General features: G+C 66.6%; 23 protein-coding genes. 12 read left to right on the forward strand and 11 right to left on the reverse strand.

Annotation, left to right across the window (positions count from 1 at the left end; translation table 11 throughout):
• Nucleotides 1-45: 45 nt before the first annotated feature.
• Nucleotides 46-2,214 carry a M1 family metallopeptidase gene (locus HWX39_RS32405; protein ID WP_175971666.1) on the reverse strand — a complete coding sequence of 723 codons (2,169 nt, stop codon included), beginning with the start codon at nt 2,212-2,214 and terminating at the stop codon, nt 46-48.
• 17 nt (nt 2,215-2,231) lie between these two features.
• Between HWX39_RS32405 and HWX39_RS32410 the strand changes: the two genes are divergently transcribed.
• From HWX39_RS32410 to HWX39_RS32425, 4 genes are all read left to right on the forward strand, one after another.
• Nucleotides 2,232-2,441: a hypothetical protein gene (locus HWX39_RS32410; RefSeq protein ID WP_165948084.1), complete on the forward strand. Its 210-nt coding sequence runs from the start codon at nt 2,232-2,234 to the stop codon at nt 2,439-2,441.
• A gap of 416 nt (nt 2,442-2,857) precedes the next feature.
• On the forward strand, nt 2,858-3,352 hold the full coding sequence (locus tag HWX39_RS32415) for an LEA type 2 family protein (protein WP_175957686.1): 495 nt from the start codon (nt 2,858-2,860) through the stop codon (nt 3,350-3,352).
• 136 nt (nt 3,353-3,488) lie between these two features.
• Complete coding sequence (locus tag HWX39_RS32420) at nt 3,489-4,622, forward strand: class I SAM-dependent methyltransferase (RefSeq protein ID WP_175971667.1); 1,134 nt, start codon at nt 3,489-3,491, stop codon at nt 4,620-4,622.
• An 89-nt stretch (nt 4,623-4,711) separates the two neighbouring features.
• Complete coding sequence (locus HWX39_RS32425; RefSeq protein ID WP_175971668.1) at nt 4,712-5,602, forward strand: SAM-dependent methyltransferase; 891 nt, start codon at nt 4,712-4,714, stop codon at nt 5,600-5,602.
• 53 nt (nt 5,603-5,655) lie between these two features.
• On the opposite strand, the gene HWX39_RS32430 is transcribed toward HWX39_RS32425, so the two are convergent.
• The gene (locus HWX39_RS32430; RefSeq protein ID WP_174999111.1) at nt 5,656-6,228 is read right to left on the reverse strand and encodes a DUF1415 domain-containing protein; all 573 of its coding nucleotides are present in this window, start codon (nt 6,226-6,228) and stop codon (nt 5,656-5,658) included.
• 55 nt (nt 6,229-6,283) lie between these two features.
• Entirely contained in the window at nt 6,284-6,904 is a 621-nt protein-coding gene (locus HWX39_RS32435) for a TetR/AcrR family transcriptional regulator (RefSeq protein WP_175971707.1), read from the reverse strand.
• A gap of 218 nt (nt 6,905-7,122) precedes the next feature.
• On the opposite strand from HWX39_RS32435, the gene HWX39_RS32440 reads away from it, so the two are divergent.
• The 3 genes from HWX39_RS32440 (at nt 7,123) to HWX39_RS32450 (ending at nt 10,615) form a co-directional block, all read left to right on the forward strand.
• On the forward strand, nt 7,123-8,406 hold the full coding sequence (locus HWX39_RS32440; RefSeq protein WP_175971669.1) for an MFS transporter: 1,284 nt from the start codon (nt 7,123-7,125) through the stop codon (nt 8,404-8,406).
• 164 nt (nt 8,407-8,570) lie between these two features.
• Nucleotides 8,571-9,176, forward strand: coding sequence for a nitroreductase family protein (locus HWX39_RS32445; protein ID WP_175971670.1), 606 nt, complete (start codon nt 8,571-8,573; stop codon nt 9,174-9,176).
• Nucleotides 9,177-9,364: 188 nt separating this feature from the next.
• Nucleotides 9,365-10,615, forward strand: a complete 1,251-nt coding sequence (locus tag HWX39_RS32450) for an Hsp70 family protein (protein WP_175971671.1) — start codon at nt 9,365-9,367, stop codon at nt 10,613-10,615.
• Between the two features lie 99 nt (nt 10,616-10,714).
• On the opposite strand, the gene HWX39_RS32455 is transcribed toward HWX39_RS32450, so the two are convergent.
• Nucleotides 10,715-10,918, reverse strand: a complete 204-nt coding sequence (locus HWX39_RS32455; protein WP_006477070.1) for a cold-shock protein — start codon at nt 10,916-10,918, stop codon at nt 10,715-10,717.
• Nucleotides 10,919-11,338: 420 nt separating this feature from the next.
• Between HWX39_RS32455 and HWX39_RS32460 the strand changes: the two genes are divergently transcribed.
• The gene (locus tag HWX39_RS32460; RefSeq protein ID WP_175971672.1) at nt 11,339-12,937 is read left to right on the forward strand and encodes an APC family permease; all 1,599 of its coding nucleotides are present in this window, start codon (nt 11,339-11,341) and stop codon (nt 12,935-12,937) included.
• A gap of 111 nt (nt 12,938-13,048) precedes the next feature.
• On the opposite strand, the gene HWX39_RS32465 is transcribed toward HWX39_RS32460, so the two are convergent.
• The 7 genes from HWX39_RS32465 to HWX39_RS32495 form a co-directional block, all read right to left on the reverse strand.
• Complete coding sequence (locus HWX39_RS32465) at nt 13,049-13,840, reverse strand: class III extradiol ring-cleavage dioxygenase (RefSeq protein WP_175971673.1); 792 nt, start codon at nt 13,838-13,840, stop codon at nt 13,049-13,051.
• A 211-nt stretch (nt 13,841-14,051) separates the two neighbouring features.
• Nucleotides 14,052-14,648, reverse strand: a complete 597-nt coding sequence (locus HWX39_RS32470; RefSeq protein WP_175971674.1) for a UbiX family flavin prenyltransferase — start codon at nt 14,646-14,648, stop codon at nt 14,052-14,054.
• 23 nt (nt 14,649-14,671) lie between these two features.
• Complete coding sequence (gene grxD / locus HWX39_RS32475) at nt 14,672-14,983, reverse strand: Grx4 family monothiol glutaredoxin (protein WP_006477066.1); 312 nt, start codon at nt 14,981-14,983, stop codon at nt 14,672-14,674.
• Nucleotides 14,984-15,050: 67 nt separating this feature from the next.
• Nucleotides 15,051-15,893 (reverse strand): peptide chain release factor N(5)-glutamine methyltransferase, encoded by an 843-nt coding sequence (gene prmC, locus HWX39_RS32480; protein ID WP_175971675.1) that lies wholly within the window; start codon nt 15,891-15,893, stop codon nt 15,051-15,053.
• A 7-nt stretch (nt 15,894-15,900) separates the two neighbouring features.
• Nucleotides 15,901-16,983 carry a peptide chain release factor 1 gene (gene prfA / locus HWX39_RS32485; protein ID WP_175971676.1) on the reverse strand — a complete coding sequence of 361 codons (1,083 nt, stop codon included), beginning with the start codon at nt 16,981-16,983 and terminating at the stop codon, nt 15,901-15,903.
• A gap of 82 nt (nt 16,984-17,065) precedes the next feature.
• Complete coding sequence (hemA, locus tag HWX39_RS32490) at nt 17,066-18,364, reverse strand: glutamyl-tRNA reductase (protein WP_175957699.1); 1,299 nt, start codon at nt 18,362-18,364, stop codon at nt 17,066-17,068.
• Nucleotides 18,365-18,390: 26 nt separating this feature from the next.
• Nucleotides 18,391-19,014, reverse strand: coding sequence for a response regulator transcription factor (locus HWX39_RS32495; RefSeq protein ID WP_244135138.1), 624 nt, complete (start codon nt 19,012-19,014; stop codon nt 18,391-18,393).
• A 309-nt stretch (nt 19,015-19,323) separates the two neighbouring features.
• Here HWX39_RS32495 and HWX39_RS32500 point away from each other — a divergent pair, with 309 nt between their 5' ends.
• Genes HWX39_RS32500 through HWX39_RS32515 form a run of 4 tightly spaced genes read left to right on the forward strand, consistent with a single transcriptional unit; the run spans nt 19,324 to nt 22,638 of the window.
• On the forward strand, nt 19,324-19,578 hold the full coding sequence (locus tag HWX39_RS32500; protein WP_175971678.1) for a hypothetical protein: 255 nt from the start codon (nt 19,324-19,326) through the stop codon (nt 19,576-19,578).
• Nucleotides 19,579-19,596: 18 nt separating this feature from the next.
• Nucleotides 19,597-21,411, forward strand: coding sequence for an aminopeptidase P family protein (locus tag HWX39_RS32505; protein WP_175971679.1), 1,815 nt, complete (start codon nt 19,597-19,599; stop codon nt 21,409-21,411).
• A gap of 55 nt (nt 21,412-21,466) precedes the next feature.
• On the forward strand, nt 21,467-22,018 hold the full coding sequence (locus tag HWX39_RS32510; protein ID WP_175971680.1) for a cysteine hydrolase family protein: 552 nt from the start codon (nt 21,467-21,469) through the stop codon (nt 22,016-22,018).
• Nucleotides 22,015-22,638, forward strand: coding sequence for an HAD-IA family hydrolase (locus HWX39_RS32515; protein ID WP_175971681.1), 624 nt, complete (start codon nt 22,015-22,017; stop codon nt 22,636-22,638). Before HWX39_RS32510 ends, HWX39_RS32515 begins: the two co-directional genes overlap by 4 nt.
• The last annotated feature ends 60 nt before the right edge of the window (nt 22,639-22,698 follow it).

Raw genomic sequence — 22,698 nt, forward strand, 5'->3', positions numbered from 1 at the left:
CGGCCGGCAGCCGCAGGCTGAGCGGCACCGGCCGGATGCGCACCGTTACTGCGTCACTACCTTGCGCGGCTTGAAGATGCCCTGGTATTGCAGTGCCGGGCGTTCCTTCGTCACCGGCTCGATGCCGCCGAAGGTCGGCGTCTGGCGCAGCTTCATCGCGGCCGGCGAGGCGACCGAGCCGATCGACGTCGAGCGCGACGCGGGCGCGAGGTTGTTCGCGACGAGCAGCGCGGCTTCGCTCTTCAGGTTCGCGAGCAGGACCGGATCGGTCGAGCCGTTGACCTGCGTGAGCAGCCCGCTCCAGGCCGCGTCGCTGTAGTTCACGACGTAGTAGTCGAGCCCGCTCGGGTCGGCGACCACGCCCGAGCAGCCGTCGATCCGCGTTTGCGTCTGCGTATCCTTCAGCGCGAGCGTCGTGCGTTTCGCGAGACCCTGGCCGTACGCGAGCGTGATCGGTACCGTCCACTGCAGGCCCGGATACGCGTTCTTGTTCGGGAACGGCTGCTGTTTCAGCGTGACGACGGTCTGGTTCTTCGTCAGGTCGCACTGCGTGTCGAGCGAGATCAGCGGCACGCCGGTCTGGCGGACGTAGCTGTCGCCGATCGCGCCGATCGCCTGGCCGCTTTCCTTCGACAGCGCATCCCACAGGCGCTTCGGCGTGCCGTTGCCGAACGAGTAGTCGACCAGGTACTGCTGCAGACCGCGCCGCAACGTCTGTTCGCCGAGATAGTTCTCGAGCGTCTTCAGCACGTGGCCGCCCTTGTCGTACGTGAACGCGCTGGCGCTCAGCACGAAGTCGTTCGACGCCCAGCCGTTGAAGTTCGGCGCGACCGGGAACGCGTTCGGGCCGATGTCACGATTGATCACGCGGTACTTGTTCTTCACCTGGTCGAGCCAGCTGAACTCGTCGGGGAAGAACTGGATCGTCGTCTTCGTCTCGAAGAACGTCGCGAACGACTCGTTGAGCCACACGTTGTCCCACCAGTCGGTCGTGACGAGATCGCCGAACCACTGGTGCGCGACTTCGTGCGTCAGCACCTCGTTGCCGTAGTGCGACATCGGCTGGCCCGGCTGCGGCAGGATGTCGTCGGCGAATTCGAGGATCGACCCCCAGTTCTCCATCCCGCCGAAGTTCAGGTCCTTCTGCTCCTTGAACGCGTCGTTCGCGGCCACCGTGTCGAACTTCGTGAGCGGCAGGGCAATGCCCGTGTAGCGATAGTAGAAGTCGAGCGCCTGCTTGGTGCGGTCCATCGCCGGCTTCGCCCAGTCGCTCATGCCCGGCGGCGTGAACACGCGCAGGTGCAGGCCGCCCTTGCCGCCCGGCAGCGGGCTCGTGAAGTCGTCCTCGTAGGTGTCGAACAGGCCGCCGCCGAAGAACAGCAGGTACGACGGCATCGGCGGGGTCTTCTCGAACTGCACGAGCTTGTAGCCGCCGCCGACGTTGGTCGACGGCTTCTCGGCCGCGTTCGACACGACCCGCCAGCTCTGCGGCACTTCGGCCGTCACTTCATAGGTCGGGCGGAACGCCGGCTCGTCCCAGCCGGGGAACCACTGGCGCGACAGGTTAGTTTCGCCTTGCGTGAGGATCGCGCCGCTCGTCTTGCCGTCGGTGCCCTTCAGGTCGACGCGGAAGATGCCTTCCGCGGCCGAGCAGCCCGGATACGGATCGTTACCGCAGCTGCCGCCGGTCCTCGCGACCGGATCGTCATACGACTTGAAGTTGATGATGCCCGACCATTCCATGTGCAGCGAATAGTTGCCCGGCGAGATCGTGCCGCTCACGGGGCGCAGCTGATAGAAGTCACCCTTGTCCTGCGGTGTCGCGATCAGCTGGATGTTGCCCGGCTGCAGCGTGATGCGGCCGTTCGTGAACTTGATCCGGTGGCCGGCGATCACGATGTTGTTGACCGGCTTAAGCACCTTGATTTCGACGTCGGCGCGGCCGTCGAACGCGTTCAGCGCGTCGTTCGGGCGGAACCAGAGCCGATAGTTCACGGGTACCACGGTATCCGGCAACTCGACAGGCGATACGCTCTTGTCGACGTTGGATGCGCTTGGCGGCGCGGTGACGGTGGGCGACGAGCCCGAGTGCGGCGCGCCGGCGGAGCTGAGCGCGGAAGCCGAGCCCGCGCCGCCGTCGTCGCCGCCGCACCCGGCGAGCGCGAGTGCGGCGACGATCGGCAGATAACGCATCTTGCGAATGTTGATCGACATGACTGAAACCTCGATTGTTGAAAGAATCGTTCAGTGCTGCGAAAACGCCGGCAAAAGCAATCCCCTCGCCGCTAATCAACAGCGATGAAAATGCCAATGACGGATTATTCGAAAAAGACGGCGGCCGACTACGTGAAGGTAATCATGGTTTACTGCCCCCTCTGGATTTCCGGATGTCGGTTAACTTGCCGGTTCAAAATGGCCGGGCGCGTGTTGTACTGAATTGATTTCGCGCGCACGACACGGAACCGCACGCCCTGCGCGGGCGCGCCATCCCCTTGAACAGACGACCTACGGGGCCGGCCGGGCCTGGTCGCAGGATGGCAGGAAGGCGTGTCGCCGTTCCGTAAAATCACCGTCATGCGGCTTCAAGGTTTGTCGGCTTGCTCGAAGGATGCGTAAATATACTTGATGGTTTTAGGTAAAGGAAACGAAAAATTTAGAAATTGCATCTATTGAATTCGCTGTGCTTCATTGAATGCTGAAAAGCATTAATGTGCTTTCCGCTCAGGTGGTATTTCCGTAGTTTTAATCTATTAACGATCTCGCGCGACTGCGAAAACTACGAAATCCGGCGTGCGCGGGCGTGCTCGGTACAATGCAGCGACGATCCGCTCACCGATTGCCGCGAGGAGGCCTTCCCATGACCCGAGCCCTGTTCCGTATCGCGCCGCTGCGCGCCGTGCTGCTGCTGTTTGCCGCCGTGCTCCTGCTCGGCGGTTGCGCGGGGCTGACGCGCGACCCGGTACGTGTGTCGGTCGCCGGGCTCGACCCGCTCGTCGGGCAGGGCCTCGAGATGCGCTTCAGCCTGAAGCTGCGCGTGCAGAACCCGAACGACGCGCCGATCGAATACGACGGCATCTCGGTCGCACTCGACCTGAACGGCACGCCGTTCGCGAGCGGCGTCAGCGATCGCTCGGGCACCGTGCCGCGTTTCGGCGAGGCCGTGCTCGACGTGCCGGTTTCCGTGTCGGCCTTCGCCGCCGCGCGGCAGGCGTGGAACCTGCCCGGCGCGGCCGCGAACGGCGAGCTGCCGTATGCGCTGCGCGGCCGGCTCGCGGGCGGCGTGCTCGGCACCGTGCACTTCAACGATGCCGGCACGCTGCGTCTGCCCGCGATGCCGGGGTGGGGCGGATGAACCGCGCGAGCGCGGCGGCGCGGCGCGGGCGGGCTCCCGCGCTTTGCCGCGCGGGCAAAGCGCGGTAAGGTGTGAGCCGCGCGGCGCCCGCAATCCGGTCGCGCCGCCCGTTGAAGCCAACCGTAACCGAGTTCGCGTGACCGATTTCCCTGTTTTCCACTGGACCGACGCCGATGGCGCCGATCATGCCGTGCGCTGGCGCTCCGAAGCCGGCGTGCAACCGCCGAAGCGCGCGGTGCCCGCCGACGACCGCCTCACCGCCGACGCGGCCTACCGCCTTGCATGCGAGGGCACCGCGCTCGTCTGGCAGGGCGACTTCCAGAATGCGCGCCAGCTCGTGCAGGCGATGGCGCGCCGTGTCGAGCGCAAGCCGAAGAAGGCAAAGGTCGCGGCCGGCGTCGAGGCATTCAACCTGCATCGTCTCGCGCAGTCGCAGCGCGCCCGCACGCTCGGCATGCTGCTGATCCCGCTCGACGCCGACTACACGATCCCGCTGCGCCGCGCGCCCGACGTGCGCGCCGCATGCGAAGAGGCGTACGGGCCCGGCGGCGTGCCGTCGGTCGTGTCGTTGCGCGAACTGCTCGGCCTCGTCGGCGCGCATGAATGGCGCAAGAAGGGCGTGCCGATCCCGGCGCTCGGCGGCGCGCCGATCCACCCGCACTACGGCGTGTTCTCGCCGGTGCGTGGTGAATACGTCGAACTCGTCGCGCGCGCGACGCTGCCGGCGACGTCGCTCGCGTTCGACATCGGCACGGGCACCGGCGTGTTGGCGGCCGTGCTTGCGTCGCGCGGCGTCGAGCGTGTCGTTGCGACCGATCAGGACACACGGGCGCTCGCCTGTGCGCGCGAGAACGTCGATCGGCTTGGCCACGCGAGTCGTGTCGAGGTCGTCGAGGCGGATCTGTTTCCGGCCGGCCGTGCGCCGCTCGTGGTCTGCAACCCGCCGTGGGTGCCGGCCCGGCCGAGCGCACCGATCGAATATGCGGTCTACGATCCGGACAGCCGCATGCTGCGCGGTTTCCTCGCGGGGCTCGCCGCGCACCTCGAGCCGGGCGGCGAAGGCTGGCTGATCCTGTCCGATTTCGCCGAGCATCTCGGCCTGAGGCCGCGCGACACGCTGCTGCAATGGATCGACGAAGCGGGCCTCGTCGTGCTCGGCCGCGACGACATCCGCCCCGCGCACCCGAAGTCGATGGATGCCGACGATCCGCTGCACGCGGCCCGCCAGGCCGAGGTCACGTCGCTCTGGCGGCTCGGCGCACGAGCCTGACCGCGCATTTTCGGTAAACTACCGCCATTCCTCACGAATTCCCGCCGCCGGGCCGTGGTCGACCGACCGTGGCCCGGCGTCGCTTCACGATGTCGAACAAGACCCACGAAATCCGCCCGGAGCAGTCCGTCGAGCTGCTGAAGGAACTGCACATCCTCACCCGCGACGGGAAGCTGAACCAGGACAGCCGCCGCAAGCTGAAGCAGGTCTATCACCTGTTCCAGTTCATCGAGCCGCTGCTCGCCGGCGTGCAGGCCGAGCGCGGCAGCGTGACGCTCGTCGATCACGGCGCCGGCAAGTCGTATCTCGGCTTCATCCTGTACGACCTGTTCTTCAAGCAGCAGCCGGGGCACGGCACGCCGGCGTTCGCGTCGCACGTGTACGGGATCGAGACCCGCGAGGAGCTGGTCACGCGCTCGGCCGAGCTTGCCGCGCGGCTCGGGTTCGGCGGCATGTCGTTCCTGAACCTGTCGGTTGCCGATTCGATCACGTCGCCGAAATTGCCTGAGACGGTCGACGTCGTCACCGCGCTGCATGCGTGCGACACGGCGACCGACGACGCGATCCGCTTCGCGCTCGCGAAGCGCGCACAGCACATCGTGCTCGTGCCGTGCTGCCAGGCAGAGGTTGCGGGCGTGCTGCGCAAGAACAAGGGCAAGTCGCTCGCGAACGCGCTGACGGAAGTGTGGCGGCATCCGCTGCATACGCGCGAATTCGGCAGCCAGATCACCAATGTGCTGCGCTGCCTGCAGCTCGAAGCGCACGGCTACCAGGTGAGCGTGACCGAACTGGTCGGCTGGGAGCATTCGATGAAGAACGAGCTGATCATCGCGCAGTACAAGAACCTGCCGCGCCGGCGGCCCGGCGAGCGGTTGAACGAGATCCTCGGGATGTTCGGGCTGGCCGAGCTGAACGAACGCTTCTTCGTGCCGGAAGCCGCGGCGTCGGGCGGCGACGCCGTCGAACCGGCCGCCAGCTGACCTGCGCGCGGGAGGGCGCGTCGCACCCGGCGCGGCGCACGCTGCCCGCCGCGTCAGACGTCGTCGCCCGGCCGGCGCATCCATTCGCGCCAGCCGTCGTGGCCGAGGCGGCGCAGCGTTTCCTGATTCCGTTCGTAGATCGCGGATGCATCCGGGAACGCATCGACCGCACGCGCGATGCTGTCCTCGCGCAGCAGGTGCAGGATCGGATACGGCGCGCGGTTCGTATAGTTCTCGATGTCGTCGGGCTCGCTGCCTTCGAACCGGTAGTCCGGATGGAAGCTCGCGATCTGCAGCACGCCGTCGAGCCGCAGTTGCCGCACCAGCCGGTCGGCAAAGAACAGCGCATCGTTGTAGTCGATGAAGTCGGCGAATGCATGCGGGAAGATCACGAGCGTCGTGTCGACCTGCTGCGGGTCCGCCGCGTCGAGCGCGCGCAGCTCCGTTTCGAGTTCGGCGAGCGCGTCTTCCAGCGTCGTCGCTTCGCTGATCGCGTAGCGCACCTGTTCCTTGACATAGACGCTTTTCGCGAACGGGCACAGATTGAGCCCGATCACCGCGCGCGCGAGCCAGTGCCGCGTGGCGGCGAGGATGTCGTCGTGCGATTCGGGGCGGGTGTCGGTCATCGTGAAACCAGTCGGGCGGAAGGGCGGCGAGGGCCGCATTGTAGCGGGCGCGCCGTCACGCGCAGGCGGCTTCGATCAACTGCGTGACGAGCGCGGGAGCGACGCCGATCGGCGTTTCACCGTGCCGGTAGGTCTGGCTTGCCGCGTAGATGCCTTCGATGACCAGCGCGAGCGAGTCGGCGAGCGCTTGCGGCTGCCGCGCGCCGGCGTCTTCGCTCAGTGCGACGAGCCGCTTCATCAGCTGCTCCTTGTTCCGCGCGACGCGCTCGCGGGCCGGGTGCGACACATCCGGGAATTCGGCCGCGACGTTGACGAACGGGCAGCCGCGGTAATCCTTCTGCGTCGCGCGCTCGGCGAGATCGACGAAATACTGGATCAGCTGCGCTTTCGGCTGACCCGGGTGCTTCGCGACGCTCGTGTTGAAGCGGTCGAAGAAGCACGCATCCATCCGCTCCAGGTACGCGAGGATCAGCTCGTCCTTCGACGAGAACTGGCGGTACAGGCTCATCTTGTTGACGCCCGCACGCTCCACGACCGCCTCGACGCCCACCGTCCGAACGCCCTCCTTGTAAAACAGCTCCTCGGCGGCGCGTAGCAGGTGCTCCTGCGCGGTGGCGCCGTCGATCGGCCGGCGCGTGCGGCGCGCCAGCGGTTTGGCGATCTCGATGCCCGACATGATGACCCTCGACTGCATAGTGGACTGCTTGACATGTTACCGATTGGTCACTACGATCGCAACACGATTGTGACCGATCGGTAACAATGCCGGTCGGATCGACAGACAAATGCCAAGCGTCGGCCCGGGTCAGCCGATGCAGCGTGCGGCGGAGGTGGCCTGGCAGGGCGGGCGGCGTGGTGCGCAGGCACGGGAGCCGCCAACTGGAGAACGCGAAGATGAACTGGGCGGTGACACGAATCGGCGGGCGCTTCCACTACGGATGGCTCGCGGCGGCGGTGGTATTCCTGATCCTGCTGGCCGCGGCCGGCACGCGCGCGACGCCGAGCGTGCTGATGGTGCCGCTCGAACGCGAGCTCGGCTGGAGTCGCGCGGCGATTTCGCTGGCGATCTCGGTGAATATCGCGCTGTACGGACTGACGGGCCCGTTCGCGGCTGCCGCGATGCAGCGCTTCGGGCTGCGCCCGACCATTCTCACCGCGCTCGTGACGATGAGCGCGGGCGTCGCGCTGTCGTCGATGATGACGCAGAGCTGGCAGATGGTGATGATCTGGGGCGTGATGGTCGGCTGCTCGACGGGCGTCGTTGCGCTGACGCTGTCCGCGACCTTCGTCACGCGCTGGTTCCACGCGCGGCGCGGCCTCGTGATGGGCGTCCTGACCGCGAGCACGGCCACCGGCCAGCTCGTGTTCCTGCCGATGCTCGCGGCAATCGCGCAACGCCATGGCTGGCGGCCGGTCGTGCTGGTCGTTGCAGTCGCAGCCGCGATCGTGATTCCGCTGGTGGCGTTCCTGTTGCCCGAACGGCCGGCCGACGTGCAGTTGCGCCCGTACGGCGAGCCGGCCGATGCGCCGCCCGTGCCCGAAACGACGAAGGAGAACCCGCTCACGGTCGCGTTCCGTACGCTGCTGACCGCGAGCCGTTCGCGCGATTTCTGGCTGCTGTTCTTCAGCTTCTTCATCTGCGGCGCAAGCACCAACGGTTACGTCGGCACGCACCTGATCGCGATGTGCAGCGACTACGGGATGACCGAAGTGCAGGGCGCGTCGCTGCTCGCGGCGATGGGCGTGTTCGACCTGTTCGGCACGACGCTGTCGGGCTGGCTGTCCGACCGCTACGACAATCGCGTGCTGCTGTTCTGGTACTACGGCCTGCGCGGTCTGTCGCTGATCTACCTGCCGCACGCGTTCGGGATCGATTTCTTCGGGTTGCCGCTGTTCGCGATGTTCTACGGGCTCGACTGGATCGCGACCGTGCCGCCGACCGTGCGGCTCGCAACCGACGTGTTCGGCAAGGCCGCGGCGCCGGTCGTGTTCGGCTGGATCGTCGCGGGCCACCAGCTCGGCGCGGCGTTCGCGGCGCTCGGCGCCGGGCTGTTGCGCGCAAGCCTTGGAACCTACACGATCGCATCGATGATCTCGGGCGGGCTGTGCATCATCGGTGCGCTGATCGTGCTGCGGATCAACCGCGGCCCGTCGCGCGCAGCCGCGCAGCCGGCCTGAGCGCGGCAATTCGATGGCCCGGCCGGTCGCGCGGCGGATGGCCGGGCAATGCACGCGCGGAGATTTGCATAGCGCGGGAGGATCAGGCGCGCATCGGCTCAAGCGGGTATGCTTGCGGTTCGCAAGGCGTTCGCGCCCCTTCATCGATGTCAGCGAGGAACCGCATGTCCGTCAAACCTGCTCCCACCACTGTTTCGATTCACGACCTGATCGCGGGCCGCTGGAGCCCGCGCGCGTATTCGGACGAACCCGTCAGCGCCAGTGACCTGCACGCCGTGCTCGAAGCCGCCCGTTGGGCGCCGTCCGCCTACAACGCGCAGCCGTGGCGCTTCATCGTATTCGACCGCACGCAGGACGAAGACGCATTCAAACGCGCGTTTGCGACGCTGGTGCCGTTCAACCAGGGCTGGAATGCCCCCGCGCCGGTGCTGATCGCGGTCACCGCGCACACGCTCACGCCGAAGGGTGAGCCGGCTCCCACCGCGCTGTACGACGCGGGCGCCGCCGCGATGTCGCTGGTGCTGCAGGCGCACGCGCTGGGCCTGGCCGCCCACCAGATGAGCGGCTTCGACGCGAAGGCGTTCCGCGATGCGTTCGCGATTCCGGCCGACGTCGCGATTCCGTCGATCATCTCGCTCGGTCACTACGGCAACGTCGACAAGCTCGATCCGGTGCTGCGCGATCGCGAGAAGGCGCCGCGCACGCGCCATGCGATCGGCGAGGTCGTCTATGCGGGTGCGTGGAAGAAAGGTTTCGACGCGGCCGCGTGACCCGTCAGGCGGGCGGGTTGCATCGCGCATCCCGCCCGCAGGTTTCCCCCGCGCGCCAGGGTGCGCGCCGTTGCCACCGAGGCCCGCTGCGCGGCCCTGGTGGCTGGCCCCGGTTGTGATCCCGCGGGCTTCATGTTAAAAAGCCCGTCCTTTCCGTTTTCGCGCCGGCCCTGCTGCGGCAACTTCCCATGACTTACTGCGCGATCGATTTCGGCACGTCCAATTCCGCCGTGGCGCTGCCCGACGGCGATGGCATGCGCCTCGCGCCCGTCGAGGGCGACCACCTGACGCTGCCCACCGCGATCTTCTTCAACAACGACGAAGAGACGGTCGAATACGGCCGTGCGGCGCTGGCTTCCTACATCGACGGTTTCGACGGCCGGCTGATGCGCTCGATGAAGAGCATCCTCGGCTCGCCGCTCGCGGAAACGACGACCGATCTCGGCGACGGCAGCGCGATCGCGTACACCGAAATCATCGCGCGCTTCCTGACGCACCTGAAGCGCAAGGCCGAAGCCCGCGCGGGTGCGCCGATCGGCCGTGCGGTGCTTGGCCGGCCGGTGTTCTTCGTCGACGACGATCCGCGTGCCGACCGCCTCGCCCAGGATCAACTCGAGGCCGCTGCACGATCGGTCGGCTTCATGGACGTGCAATTCCAGTACGAACCGATCGCGGCCGCGTTCGACTACGAGTCGCGCCAGCAGGCGGAGCGCCTCGTGCTCGTCGCCGACATCGGCGGCGGCACGTCCGACTTCTCGCTGGTGCGCGTCGGGCCCGAACGGATGGTGCGGCTCGAGCGCAAGGATGACGTGCTGGCCCACCACGGCGTGCACGTCGCGGGCACCGACTACGACCGGCGTGTCGAACTGGCGGCGATCCTGCCCGCATTCGGCTACCGTTCGCTCGACCCCGAAGGGCGCGAGCTGCCGAACAAGATCTACTTCGATCTCGCGACCTGGCACCTGATCAACACCGTCTACACGCCAAAGCGGCTCGGCGAGTTGAAGCTGATGAAGCACCTGTACCGGGAGGTACAGCAGTACGACCGGCTCACGAGCGTGGTCGAGCAGCGGCTCGGGCATGCGCTGATGGCGCGTGCGGAAGAAGCGAAGATCGGCGTCGCGGCGGGCGGGGAGACGATGATCGACCTGAACGACGTGGAAGAGGATCTGCAGATCGCGTTCGATGCCGACCGGCTCGTCGATGCGAGCCGCGACGACACCGCACGCATAGTCGACGCCGCGCGCGAGACGGTGCGGCTTGCGGGCGTTGCGCCACGCGATGTCGGCGCGCTGTATTTCACCGGTGGCTCGACGGGGCTCGCGTTCCTGTCGGGCGCGCTGGCGGGTGCGTTCCCGGATGCGCAACCGGTGTTCGGCGACCGCCTCGCGAGTGTCGCGACGGGCCTCGGCATTCACGCGCAGCGATTGTTCGGTTGAATGCGGGCGGCTGAGCGGCCGCCATGCCGGGCAACCGGCGCCGAAAAACAAAAAGCCCCGCCGAAGCGGGGCTTTTTTTCACGAATTATCGCGCCAAGCTTAGACCGGACGGATGTTCGCAGCTTGCAGACCCTTCGGGCCCGTCTTCACTTCGAATTCAACCTTCTGGTTTTCTTGCAGCGTCTTGAAGCCTTCGACGCGGATTTCCGAGAAGTGCGCGAACAGATCGTCGCCGCCGCCTTCCGGGGTGATGAAGCCGAAGCCCTTTGCGTCATTGAACCACTTGACGGTACCGGTTGCCATGTTACTTGTTCCTAAAAAGATAAAACGGGGCCGAAGCCCATGGGGTGCGGAAAATCAAGGAAGGGGTAATAGGACCAACCGGAGTACCGTTGATGGGCGAACTACGAAAGAACCAATTCACTCGCCACTTGAAATCCTGCGAAGTTCTTTATACGGCTTATTAATCGCGTGGTCAACCGTATTTCCATGGACTCAGGGTTATTGCGGATATCAGGTTTACAAAGCTTGCAAACGACGCGAATTTTTTGTAGGGGTCGAACAATTTTGGCGCCACGTTTCAGGTGCAACCGTTAAACTACGCGCCGCGCGGCCGGGTTGCCCTGATCGGGTGGCTCGCCCCCCCAAAATTGCGTGCGCGTTGCTGTCCGAGCCGATCCCGGACAGCGAGCCGACCATGCTTTTTGAGACATAGGAGAGGATGTGAAGAGTTCTATTCAACGGAACATCGGCCCGTTTGCATTGATGCTGACGGGGCTGGGTTCGATTATCGGCTCGGGCTGGCTGTTCGGCGCCTGGAAGGCCGCAAAGATTGCCGGTCCGGCGGCGATCTGCGCGTGGATCATCGGCGCTGTCGTGATTCTCGCCATTGCACTGACGTATGCGGAGCTGGGTGCGATGTTCCCCGAGTCGGGCGGCATGGTGCGCTACGCACGCTACTCGCACGGTTCGCTGGTCGGTTTTATCAGTGCGTGGGCGAACTGGATCGCGATCGTATCCGTGATTCCGATCGAAGCCGAAGCGTCGATCCAGTACATGAGCACGTGGCCGTATCCGTGGGCGCATGCGCTGTTCGTGAACGGAGAGCTGACGACACCCGGCCTGCTGCTGTCGGCCGTGCTGGTCGTCATCTACTTCATGCTGAACTACTGGGGCGTGAAGGCGTTTGCCCGTGCGAACACCGCGATCACGATCTTCAAGTTCCTGATCCCCGGCCTCACGATCCTCGGCCTGATGCTGACGAGCTACCATCCGGAAAACCTCGGCACCGCGTCGAATGCAAGCTTTGCACCGTACGGCTGGTCGGCCGTGCTGACCGCGGTCGCGACGAGCGGTATCGTGTTCGCGTTCAACGGCTTCCAGAGTCCGGTGAACCTTGCGGGCGAAGCGCGCAACCCGTCGCGCAGCGTGCCGTTCGCGGTGATCACGTCGATCCTGATCGCGCTCGTGATCTACGTGCTGCTGCAGATGGCGTACATCGGCTCGGTGAATCCGGCCGACGTCGCGCAGGGCTGGTCGCACTTCAACTTCAAGTCGCCGTTCGCCGAACTGGCGATCGCGCTGAACCTGAACTGGCTCGCGATCCTGCTGTACGTCGACGCATTCGTCAGCCCGAGCGGCACCGGTACGACGTACATGGCAACGACCACCCGCATGATCTATGCGATGGAGCGCAACAACACGATGCCGAAGATGTTCGGCAACGTGCACCCGCTCTACGGCGTGCCGCGCCAGGCGATGTGGTTCAACCTGCTGGTCTCGTTCATCTTCCTGTTCTTCTTCCGCGGCTGGAGCTCGCTCGCGGCGGTGATTTCGGTGGCGACGGTGATTTCGTACCTGACCGGCCCGATCAGCCTGATGGCGCTGCGCCGTGCGGCGACCGACATCGAGCGTCCGCTGTCGATTCCGCTGATGAAGCTGATCGCCCCGTTCGCATTCGTCTGCGCGTCGCTGATCCTGTACTGGGCGAAGTGGCCGCTGACGGGCGAGATCATCCTGCTGATGATCGTCGCGCTGCCGGTGTACTTCTACTTCCAGGCGAAGTCGGGCTGGACCGGCTGGGGTGACGACCTGAAGGCCGCATGGTGGCTGGTCGCTTACCTGCCGACGATGGCCGTGCTGTCGCTGATCGGCAGCAAGGAGTTCGGCGGCCACGGCGTGCTGCCGTACGGCTGGGACATGCTGATCGTCGCAGGCATTTCGCTGGTGTTCTACTTCTGGGGTGTGAATACCGGCTACCGGACCAAGTATCTCGACGAGCGTGAATCGCACGACGAGATCCTCGAAGGGGTCGGTGCCTGACGCGTGACCTGCCGCCGGATTCGGCGGCGGCAGCAAGCAGCGGAAAAAAGCCCGCCCGAGCGATGCTCGGGCGGGCTTTTTGTTGGGCGGTCGGCGCTTGCCGTGCGCCGCTCAGGCGGCCGTGCTGGCGAACACGTAGTTCGTCATCGCGAGCACCCGCTGGTAAGTGCCGAGCGACTGGATGCCGAGCTGGTAGTCGTCGTCCGCCGCGCCGAGCGCCGCGAACACCGGCAGCAGATGCTCGTCGGTCGGATGCATCAACGCTGCATGCGGTGCCTGCCGGCGGTAGTCGAGCAGCGCGTCGACATCGCGCGCGGCCAGTTTCGCCTCGAACCAGTCGGTGAATGCCGTGACGCGCGGGTCCGCATCCTCGGGGGCCGCACTGAAATCGGCGGCGCGCAGGTTGTGCGTGATCTGGCCCGAGCCGATCACCATCACGCCTTCGTCGCGCAGCGGTCGCAGCGCGCGGCCGAGCGCAAAGTGGTGGGCGGCATCCGCGCGCGGCTGGATCGACAACTGCGCCACCGGCACGTCGGCTTCCGGGAAGATCAGCAGCATCGGCACCCACGCACCGTGGTCGAGGCCGTGCTCGGTCGTCGCGGTCTCGATGCCGGCCGCATTCAGCAGCTCGGCCGCGCGCTTGGCGACGTCGGGCGCGCCGGGCGCCGGGTAGCGGATGTCGTACAGCGCCTGCGGAAAGCCGTAGAAATCGTGGATCGTTTCCGGATGCGCGGCGATGCTGGCGACGGGGCGCTGCGTGCCCCAGTGCGCGGACAGCATCAGCACCGCGCGCGGGCGTGGCAATTCGGCCGCAAGGTGCGTGAATGCGCCGGACGGCAGCGTCGGGTCGATCGGCAGCGTCGGGGCGCCGTGGGACAGGTAGAGCGAAGGCAAGCGGTTCATGGTGGTGGCCTGCAAAGGGATTTGCCTGTGACTATAGGCGTGCACCGGGTATTGATAAATCCGCGATCTGGAATTTGATTGGCGCTTGATTGTTGATAATGCGGGCGACGTCGTGCGTTCCACGGCAGGTGGGCGCCGTATTCGTGAAATCGGGTGATTTTCCGTTGAAATCGGCGAGGATGCGCGAAGATCGGATCTGTGGGGTGCGCGCTTACTGAGCGTGCCGGATGCCGGCCCACGGCGTCGTCAGCGGTGCGCTGAGCGCGAACAGGTCGAGCACGCGCGTGACGGTCTGGTCGACGAGTTCCTCGATCGTCTTCGGCATCGCGTAGAACGCGGGCAGCGGCGGGAAGACGATGCCGCCCATTTCGGTGACGGCCGTCATGTTGCGCAGATGCGCGAGGTTGAACGGCGTTTCACGCACCATCAGCACGAGGCGGCGGCGTTCCTTCAACGTGACGTCGGCGGCGCGCGTGATCAGGTTGTCGGATAGTCCGTGCGCGACGCTCGCGAGCGTCTTCATCGAGCAGGGCGCGATCACCATTCCGTCGGTCGCGAACGACCCCGATGCGATCGTCGCGCCGACGTCGCGCACCGAATGCACGACGTCCGCACGGCTTTCGACATCGGCCTTCGACAGCTTCAGTTCGTGCTGGATGTTGAGCCAGCCGGCGTTCGAAATCAGCAGGTGCGTTTCGACGCCGCCGGCGGCGCGCAGCAGCTCGAGCAGCCGTACGCCGTAGACCGCGCCGGTGGCGCCGGTGATCGCGACGATCAGCCGGCGTGGCGGCGCGCTGGGAGATGCCATCGAAAGGGGGGGGGCGACGCGTATTACGCGGCGGCGAACAGTTGCTGCAGCTCGCCCGACTGGTACATCTCCATCATGATGTCCGAACCGCCGATGAATTCGCCCTTCACGTAGAGCTGCGGGATGGTCGGCCAGTTCGAGAAGGCCTTGATGCCTTGGCGGATCTCGTCGTCTTCGAGGACGTTGACCGTCTTGAACTGGTCGACGCCGCAGGCCTTCAGCACCTGGACGGCGCGGCCCGAAAAGCCGCACATCGGGAATTGCGCGTTGCCCTTCATGAAGAGCACGACCTGGTTTTCGTCGACGATTTGCTTGATACGTTGTTGGGTGTCCATGACTGACCTTGCTTTAGCGGGGCGGTAGATCGAAATGATAGCGGATTTCAACCGGGCGGGCCGGGCATCAGCCCGGCAGGCGGCCGCCTGTCGTGCGTTCGATGGCGGCCAGATCGGCGAGCGATTCGACTGCGACGAAGCCGTGCGCTGCGAGCACCGCGCGCACGGCCTCGGCCTGGTCGTAGCCATGCTCGATCCAGAGCGTGCCGCCCGGCTTCAGGTGGGGGCTGGCGCCGGCGACGATCGTGCGGATCGCGCTGAGACCGTCGGCATCGTCGGTGAGTGCGCCGCGCGGCTCGAAACGCAGGTCGCCTTGCTCGAGATGCGGATCGTGCTGCGCGATGTACGGCGGGTTGCTGACGATCGTGTCGAATGCGAGCGCCGGATCGAGCGCCGCGTACCAGTCGCTCTCCAGCCAGTGCAGCGGGCCGCCGGGACGGTGCGCGTCGAGCAGCTTGCCGGCGTTGCGTTGCGCGACCGCGAGTGCAGCCGGCGAACGGTCGAGCGCCCACACGCGCGCATCGGGGCGCTCGGCGGCGATCGATACGGCGATCGCGCCGCTGCCCGTGCCGAGATCGAGCACGGCCGGATGCGACAGCCCGTCGATCGCATCGAGTGCGGCTTCGACGAGCAGTTCGGTTTCAGGGCGCGGGATCAGCACGTCGGGCGTCACGTCGAACGCCCGGCCGAAGAATTCGCGCATCCCGACGAGCTGCGCGACGGGCTCGCCGGCCACGCGGCGTACCTCGAGCGCGCGGTAGCGTTCGACCGCGGCCGAGTCGAGCGGCGCGTCGTCGCGCGTGATCAGTTGCGTGCGCGTCCAGCCGAGCGCGTGCGCGAGCAGCACGCGCGCATCGACCGCATCGAGCGGCGACGCGCGCAGCAGTTCGCGGACGGTGGTGTCGGGCATCGCGGCCTCAGTCGGCATCGCCGAGCGACGCGAGCAGTTCGGCCTGGTGTTCGCTCACCAGTGCGCTGATCAGTTCGTCGAGGTCGCCGTCCATGAGTGCTTCGAGCCGGTACAGCGTCAGGTTGATCCGGTGGTCGGTCATCCGGCCCTGCGGGAAGTTGTACGTGCGAATCCGTTCCGAGCGGTCACCGGAGCCGATCAGGCTCTTGCGCGTCGCGGCTTCCTTCGCGTGCTGCTCGTGATACTGCTTGTCCTTGATGCGCGCGGCGAGCACCTTCAGCGCGCGATCCTTGTTCTTGTGCTGCGAGCGGTCGTCCTGGCACTCCACGACGATCCCGGTCGGGATGTGCGTGACGCGCACCGCCGAATCGGTCTTGTTGATGTGCTGGCCGCCCGCGCCGGACGCGCGGAACGTGTCGATCCGCAGGTCGGCCGGATTGATCTCGACCTCGCCGATTTCGTCGGCTTCCGGCATGACCGCGACCGTGCACGCGGACGTATGGATGCGCCCCTGCGTCTCGGTGGCGGGCACGCGCTGCACGCGATGGCCGCCCGATTCGAACTTCAGGCGCGAATACGCGCCCTGGCCCGCGATCCGTACGATCACTTCCTTGTAGCCGCCGAGATCCGACGCGCTCTCCGACATCATTTCGACCTGCCAGCGCTGGCGCTCCGCGAAGCGCAGGTACATGCGCAGCAGGTCGCCCGCGAACAGCGCCGATTCGTCGCCGCCCGTGCCCGCACGGATTTCGAGGAAGATGTTGCGGTCGTCGTTAGGATCCTTCGGCAGCAGCATCTTCTGCAGCTCGGTCTCGAGGCGGGTCATGCGCTCGCGCGCGTGGCGGATTTCGTCTTCCGCGAAGTCGCGCATCGACGGATCGCCGAGCAGCTCCTGCGCGGCCGTCTCGTCGCTGCGCGACTGGCGCCACAGCGCATACTGTTCGACCACCGGGCCGAGTTCAGCATGTTCGCGCGTCAGCTTGCGGTACTGGTCGAGGTCGGCCGTGACGTTTTCGCGGCTCAGCAGGTCGTTCAGTTCGGCCAGCCGTGTGGACAGCTGGTCGAGCTTGCGTTGCATGCTCGTCTTCATGGTGTGGAGCGGCGCTCCCTGGCAAGGGGTATTCGGAAAGGATAGGCCGGCGCGCGGCCGGCGGCAGGGCGATCGGCCGGCGCTAGTGGCCGGACTGGTCGTTCGAGCGCGGTGCGTGCTGGTAGAAGCCGCGCATCAGGTCGATCAGCGAATCGCGATCGGCACCGTTCACGCGGTTGAGCGCGCTCGTCGGGCCGTGGATCAGCTTGTTGGTCAGCGCTTGCGACAGCGCTTCGAGCACGGCGGCCGGATCGTCGCCGCGTGCGAGCAGCTTCTGCGCCTTGTCGACTTCGGCGCGGCGCAGCGCGTCGGCCTGCGTATGCATGTGACGGATCACCGGCACGACGCTGCGCGTGTCGAGCCATTGCATGAAATTCTGCACGCGCGTCTCTATGATCGCTTCGGCCTGCGCGACTGCCGCCTGGCGCGACGCGTTGCCTTCGCGCACGATCGCGCCGAGATCGTCGACGGTGTAGAGGAACACGTCCTTCAGCTTGCCGACCTCGGGCTCGATGTCGCGCGGCACCGCGAGGTCGACCATGAAGATCGGGCGGTGGCGGCGCGCCTTCACCGCGCGCTCGACTGCGCCGAGGCCGATGATCGGCAGCGTGGACGCCGTGCACGACACGATGATGTCGAATTCGTGCATGCGGGCAGGCAGATCCGCGAGCGGTATCGCACGGCCGTTGAAGCGCTCGGCGAGCCGCTGGCCGCGTTCGGCCGTGCGGTTCGCAACCACGAGTTCGCGCGGGCCTTGCGCGGCGAAGTGCGTCGCGCACAACTCGATCATTTCGCCGGCGCCGATGAACAGCACGCGCTGATCGGACACTTTTTCGAAGATCCGTTGCGCGAGGCGCACCGCGGCGGCGGCCATCGACACCGACTGCGTGCCGATTTCAGTCGTGCCGCGTACTTCCTTCGCCACCGCGAACGTGCGCTGGAACAGCTGGTTCAGATAGGTGCCGAGCGCGCCGGCTTCCGTCGCGGTGCGGACGGCGTCCTTCATCTGGCCCAGAATCTGGGTTTCGCCGAGCACCATCGAATCGAGGCCGGATGCGACGCGAAATGCGTGCCGGACCGCTTCCGACTGAGGCAGCGCATAGACGTGCGGCGCGAGCTCGTCGACCGGAATCCGGTGATACTCCGACAGCCAGCGGACCGCGCCTTCGCGTGCCGCGCGATCGTCTGTCGCGCAATACAGTTCGGTGCGGTTGCAGGTGGAGAGGATCGCCGCTTCGGGCGTATTGGGTGCCTGGGGGCCGAGAAACACGTTCTTGAACGTGACGAGAGCCGGCTTGATCTGCTCGAGCGGAAACGCCACGCGTTCGCGCAGGGCGACAGGCGCAGTGTGGTGATTGATTCCGATCGTGAGGAGTTGCATATCGAGGGCTATCGTTTAGCCCCATATTATAGCGTTTCAGCGATTTCCTCACTCGTCGCATACCGGGCATCAGCGTGCCGTGGCCGGGAATTTGGGGGCTCGATCGGCACGCGGTCGAGTTGATAGCCGTAGCCGTAGAGCGGCAGCAGCCGGTAGCCGCGCTCCGGAAGCAGTTGCAGTTTGCTGCGCAGCCGGGACGCGTGGGTATCGAGCGTGCGCGACTTCATGTCGCGGCGGCGCGCCCACACTGTTTCGAGGATATGGGCGCGCGACACCGGCCGCGACAGGTTCGTGAACAGCAACTGCGCGAAACGAAACTCCTTCGGCGTGAGTGAAACGATTGCGCCGCCAAAGCGAACGAGGGAGTGCGTGGCGTCGAAAGCGTAATCGCCATACATTTCGCGCGACCGGGTGGGGGCCCGGCGCACGCCGGCGCGCCGGCTCAGCGCGTTGACGCGCGCGAGCATTTCGGGCCCGCTCACGGGGCGTATGAGGCAATCGTCGGCGCCCGCGTGCAGGCACGATACGATTTCGCTTTCGCGCGGCAACAGCATCACGACGATGGCGGGCAGCCCGGGCAGGATGGCCTGCGCGCGCGGAATGACTTCCTCGGCCGGCTGGTCGCCGGCCCACTGGCAGGTGATCAGCATGTCGCAGGTGCCGGCGGCGAGCCACTCGAAGAACGCCGCACTGGACGGAAACGCGTGGCACACATGACCGCCTGCGAAGAGCAGGCGGTTCAGGAGCGCGGCATGCCGCGCGTCCGGATCGATCAGAGCGATTCGCATGAGAATTTCTTCAATACGGCAGCCGGCGCGCGCTTGCCATAACGCCGAGTCGGCCCCTACACTCGAACGTTGGCGGCACCCGGCTGGTCTCGGGTTCGATGGATGAATCGATGCTAGCCGCTGGCAACGTTCACGCCTATGGGACGAATCTGAATTTATAGAAGGCGTCGAATGAACTGGTTTGGAATGCTTGTCCTGGGAGCGGCCGTCGGGCTGTTCGGCCGATGGCTGCACCCGATGCGGCGCACGGGCCGGCCGGCATGGTGGATCGCGGTGCTCGCCGGCATCGTCGGCGCGGGTGCGGCCCGCATGGCCGGCAATCTCTCTGGATTGTTTTACGATGGCGAGACGCTCGAATGGCCGGTCTGCACCGGTGTCGCGTTCCTCGTCGTAGCCGTGACGGTTGCGCTGTCGGCCCGTCGCTGAATGTTCTCAGGTGAAATCATGAATGCCCGTCTTCCCGAAGTCTCGCCGGTGCCGGCCCGCCTCGCGCTGCTGCGCGACGCCATGGCCCGCGAGGACCTGGCCGCCTATCTCGTGCCGTCCGCCGATCCCCATCTGTCAGAGTACCTGCCGGAGCGCTGGCAGGCGCGCCGCTGGCTGTCCGGCTTCACCGGCTCGGTCGGCACACTGGTCGTGACCGCGGATTTCGCGGGGTTGTGGGTCGACAGCCGCTACTGGGTGCAGGCCGATGCCGAACTGGCCGGCACGGGCGTGCAACTGATGAAGATGACGGGCGGGCAGCAGAGCGCGCCGCACGTCGACTGGCTCGCGCAGAACGTGGCAGCGGGTGCGACGGTCGGCGTCGACGGCGCCGTGCTCGGCGTCGCGGCCGCACGCGGGCTGACGGGCGCGCTGAACGCGCGCGGCATCGCGCTGCGCACCGATCTCGACCTGCTCGACGCGATCTGGCCCGAGCGGCCGGGGCTGCCCGGCGACGCGGTGTTCGAGCACGCGGCGCCACAGGCCGACACGACACGCGCGAGCAAGCTGGCCGAAGTGCGCCGCGCGATGCGCGCGCAGGGCGCGCAATGGCATTTCGTCTCGACGCTCGACGACCTCGCATGGCTGTTCAACCTGCGCGGCGCCGACGTCAACTTCAATCCCGTATTCGTTGCGCACGCAATGATCGGCGCCGATCGCGCGACGCTGTTCGTCGCCGACGGCAAGGTGTCGCCGGCGTTGGCCGCATCGCTCGCGAAGGACGGTGTCGACGTTCGCGCCTACGACGCCGCGCGCGCCGCGCTTGCGTCGCTGCCTGACGGCGCGACGCTGCTGATCGACCCGCGCCGCGTGACGTTCGGCACGCTCGAGGCGGTGCCGGCCGGCGTGAAGCTAGTCGAGGCCGTGAATCCGTCGACGTTCGCGAAGTCGCGCAAGACGTCCGCCGAGATCGAGCACGTGCGCGTGACGATGGAACACGACGGCGCCGCACTCGCGGAATTCTTCACGTGGTTCGAGCAGGCCGTGAACCGCGAGACGATCACCGAGTTGACGATCGACGAAAAACTCACGGCCGCGCGTGCGCGTCGCCCCGGCTATGTGTCGGCGAGCTTCGCGACGATCGCGGGTTTCAATGCGAACGGCGCGATGCCGCACTACCACGCGACGCCTGAGTCGCACGCGACGATCGCCGGCGACGGCCTGCTGCTGATCGATTCGGGCGGCCAGTACGTGACCGGCACGACCGACATCACGCGCGTCGTGCCGGTCGGCACCGTCAGCGACCTGCAGCGGCGCGATTTCACGATCGTGCTGAAGTCGATGATGGCGCTGTCGCGCGCCCGCTTCCCGCGCGGCATCCGCTCGCCGATGCTCGACGCGATCGCGCGCGCGCCGATGTGGGCGGCCGGGCTCGACTACGGCCACGGCACGGGGCATGGCGTCGGCTACTTCCTGAACGTGCACGAAGGCCCGCAGGTGATCTCGCACTACGCGCCGGCCGAGCCGTACACGGCGATGGAAGAAGGCATGATCACGTCGATCGAGCCGGGCGTGTACCGTCCCGGCCAGTGGGGCATCCGGATCGAGAACCTGGTCGTGAACCGCGCGGCCGGGCAGACGGAATTCGGCGATTTCCTCGCCTTCGAGACGCTGACGCTGTGCCCGATCGACACGCGCTGCGTGCTGATCGAAATGCTGCATGACGAGGAACGCGCGTGGCTGAACGCATATCACGCGACGGTGCGCGAGCGTGTCGGCCGGCACCTGAGCGGCGATGCCAAGGCGTGGCTCGACGCGCGTACGCAGCCGATCTGACACAGCAAGCGATAACGGCCTGACCACGGCCGAACGACACAACCGAGGGCAAGCAATGGCGGACACCGCAGTGATCGTGGTCGACATGCAGCGCGGGCTGGTGGAGCGGGCGCGGCCCGCTTACCGGCTCGATGACGTGGTATCGGGCATCAACCGGCTGACGGCGGCGGCGCGCGCGGCGAACGCGCCCGTGTGCTTCGTGCAGCACGACGGCGATGCGGACGACGACATCGTGCCCGGCACGCCGGGCTGGGAGCTGCATGCGGGGCTGGTCGTCGGGAACGACGACTGGCACGTGCGCAAGCAGGTGAGCGACGCGTTTCACGACACGCCGCTCGCGGCGCAGCTCGACCGCCACGGCATTCGTTCGGTGCTGATCTGCGGCTATGCGACCGAGTTCTGCGTCGATTCGGCCGCGCGCCGCGCGGCGCTGCTCGGCTACCGGACGATCGTCGTGTCCGACCTGCACACGACGAACGAGCGTACGCACCTGTCGGCCGCGCAGATCGTCGCGCACCATCACTTCGTATGGCAGAACAATACGCTGTCGGGCAACCCGGTGACGCCGCGCCCGCTCGCGGATGTTCTTGCGACGGAGTTCGCATGACGATCAAGGCCGTGGTGTTCGATTTCGGCGGCGTGCTGATCGACTGGAGCCCCGACTATCTTTACCGGCAACTGATTCCCGACGAGGCCGAGCGTCGCTGGTTTCTCACGCACGTGTGCGCGATGGACTGGGTGATCCGCCAGGACGGCGGGCAGACGATCGAGGAGGGCACGGCCGAGCGCGTCGCGAAGTTTCCGGAGCACGAGGCGCTGATCCGCGCGTTCTACGCGCGCTGGCACGAGATGATCGGCGGCGTGCTCGATGAAGGCGCCGCACTCGTCGATCGACTCGACGTGCAGGGGATGCCGCTGTTCGGGCTGACGAACTGGTCCGCGCAGACGTTTCCGTATGCGTGGGACAACTTCCCGGTGCTGCGGCGTTTCAAGGAGATCGTCGTGTCGGGCCGCGTGAAGCTCGTGAAGCCCGATCCGGCGATCTACCGCGAGATGCATGCGCGGATCGAACCGCACTTGCCGGGCATCGCGCCGCACGAACTCGTGTTCATCGACGACAACGCGAAGAATGCCGCGGCCGCGACAGCGCTCGGCTGGCACGGCATTCATCACACGAGTGCGGCGGCGACCGAGGCGCGGCTGCGCGAATTGGGCGCGTTCGCGTAAGCGGCCGGCGAGCAGCCCGCCATCAGATGAACAAAGCGGGCCAGCGGCCCGCTTTTTTGT

This window comes from Burkholderia sp. BCC0322, assembly GCF_902833045.1.
In the GTDB taxonomy this organism is placed as follows: domain Bacteria; phylum Pseudomonadota; class Gammaproteobacteria; order Burkholderiales; family Burkholderiaceae; genus Burkholderia.

Excerpts from the sequence above, each read along its gene's own strand:
- HWX39_RS32405 (WP_175971666.1), bottom strand. The coding sequence starts at position 2,214 with ATGTCGATCAACATTCGCAAGATGCGTTATCTGCCGATCGTCGCCGCA.
- HWX39_RS32415 (WP_175957686.1), top strand. The coding sequence starts at position 2,858 with ATGACCCGAGCCCTGTTCCGTATCGCGCCGCTGCGCGCCGTGCTGCTG.
- HWX39_RS32425 (WP_175971668.1), top strand. The coding sequence starts at position 4,712 with ATGTCGAACAAGACCCACGAAATCCGCCCGGAGCAGTCCGTCGAGCTG.
- HWX39_RS32430 (WP_174999111.1), bottom strand. The coding sequence starts at position 6,228 with ATGACCGACACCCGCCCCGAATCGCACGACGACATCCTCGCCGCCACG.
- HWX39_RS32435 (WP_175971707.1), bottom strand. The coding sequence starts at position 6,904 with ATGTCGGGCATCGAGATCGCCAAACCGCTGGCGCGCCGCACGCGCCGG.
- HWX39_RS32440 (WP_175971669.1), top strand. The coding sequence starts at position 7,123 with ATGAACTGGGCGGTGACACGAATCGGCGGGCGCTTCCACTACGGATGG.
- HWX39_RS32445 (WP_175971670.1), top strand. The coding sequence starts at position 8,571 with ATGTCCGTCAAACCTGCTCCCACCACTGTTTCGATTCACGACCTGATC.
- HWX39_RS32450 (WP_175971671.1), top strand. The coding sequence starts at position 9,365 with ATGACTTACTGCGCGATCGATTTCGGCACGTCCAATTCCGCCGTGGCG.
- HWX39_RS32455 (WP_006477070.1), bottom strand. The coding sequence starts at position 10,918 with ATGGCAACCGGTACCGTCAAGTGGTTCAATGACGCAAAGGGCTTCGGC.
- HWX39_RS32465 (WP_175971673.1), bottom strand. The coding sequence starts at position 13,840 with ATGAACCGCTTGCCTTCGCTCTACCTGTCCCACGGCGCCCCGACGCTG.
- HWX39_RS32470 (WP_175971674.1), bottom strand. The coding sequence starts at position 14,648 with ATGGCATCTCCCAGCGCGCCGCCACGCCGGCTGATCGTCGCGATCACC.
- grxD (WP_006477066.1), bottom strand. The coding sequence starts at position 14,983 with ATGGACACCCAACAACGTATCAAGCAAATCGTCGACGAAAACCAGGTC.
- prmC (WP_175971675.1), bottom strand. The coding sequence starts at position 15,893 with ATGCCCGACACCACCGTCCGCGAACTGCTGCGCGCGTCGCCGCTCGAT.
- prfA (WP_175971676.1), bottom strand. The coding sequence starts at position 16,983 with ATGAAGACGAGCATGCAACGCAAGCTCGACCAGCTGTCCACACGGCTG.
- hemA (WP_175957699.1), bottom strand. The coding sequence starts at position 18,364 with ATGCAACTCCTCACGATCGGAATCAATCACCACACTGCGCCTGTCGCC.
- HWX39_RS32495 (WP_244135138.1), bottom strand. The coding sequence starts at position 19,014 with ATGCTGATCACCTGCCAGTGGGCCGGCGACCAGCCGGCCGAGGAAGTC.
- HWX39_RS32500 (WP_175971678.1), top strand. The coding sequence starts at position 19,324 with ATGAACTGGTTTGGAATGCTTGTCCTGGGAGCGGCCGTCGGGCTGTTC.
- HWX39_RS32505 (WP_175971679.1), top strand. The coding sequence starts at position 19,597 with ATGAATGCCCGTCTTCCCGAAGTCTCGCCGGTGCCGGCCCGCCTCGCG.
- HWX39_RS32510 (WP_175971680.1), top strand. The coding sequence starts at position 21,467 with ATGGCGGACACCGCAGTGATCGTGGTCGACATGCAGCGCGGGCTGGTG.
- HWX39_RS32515 (WP_175971681.1), top strand. The coding sequence starts at position 22,015 with ATGACGATCAAGGCCGTGGTGTTCGATTTCGGCGGCGTGCTGATCGAC.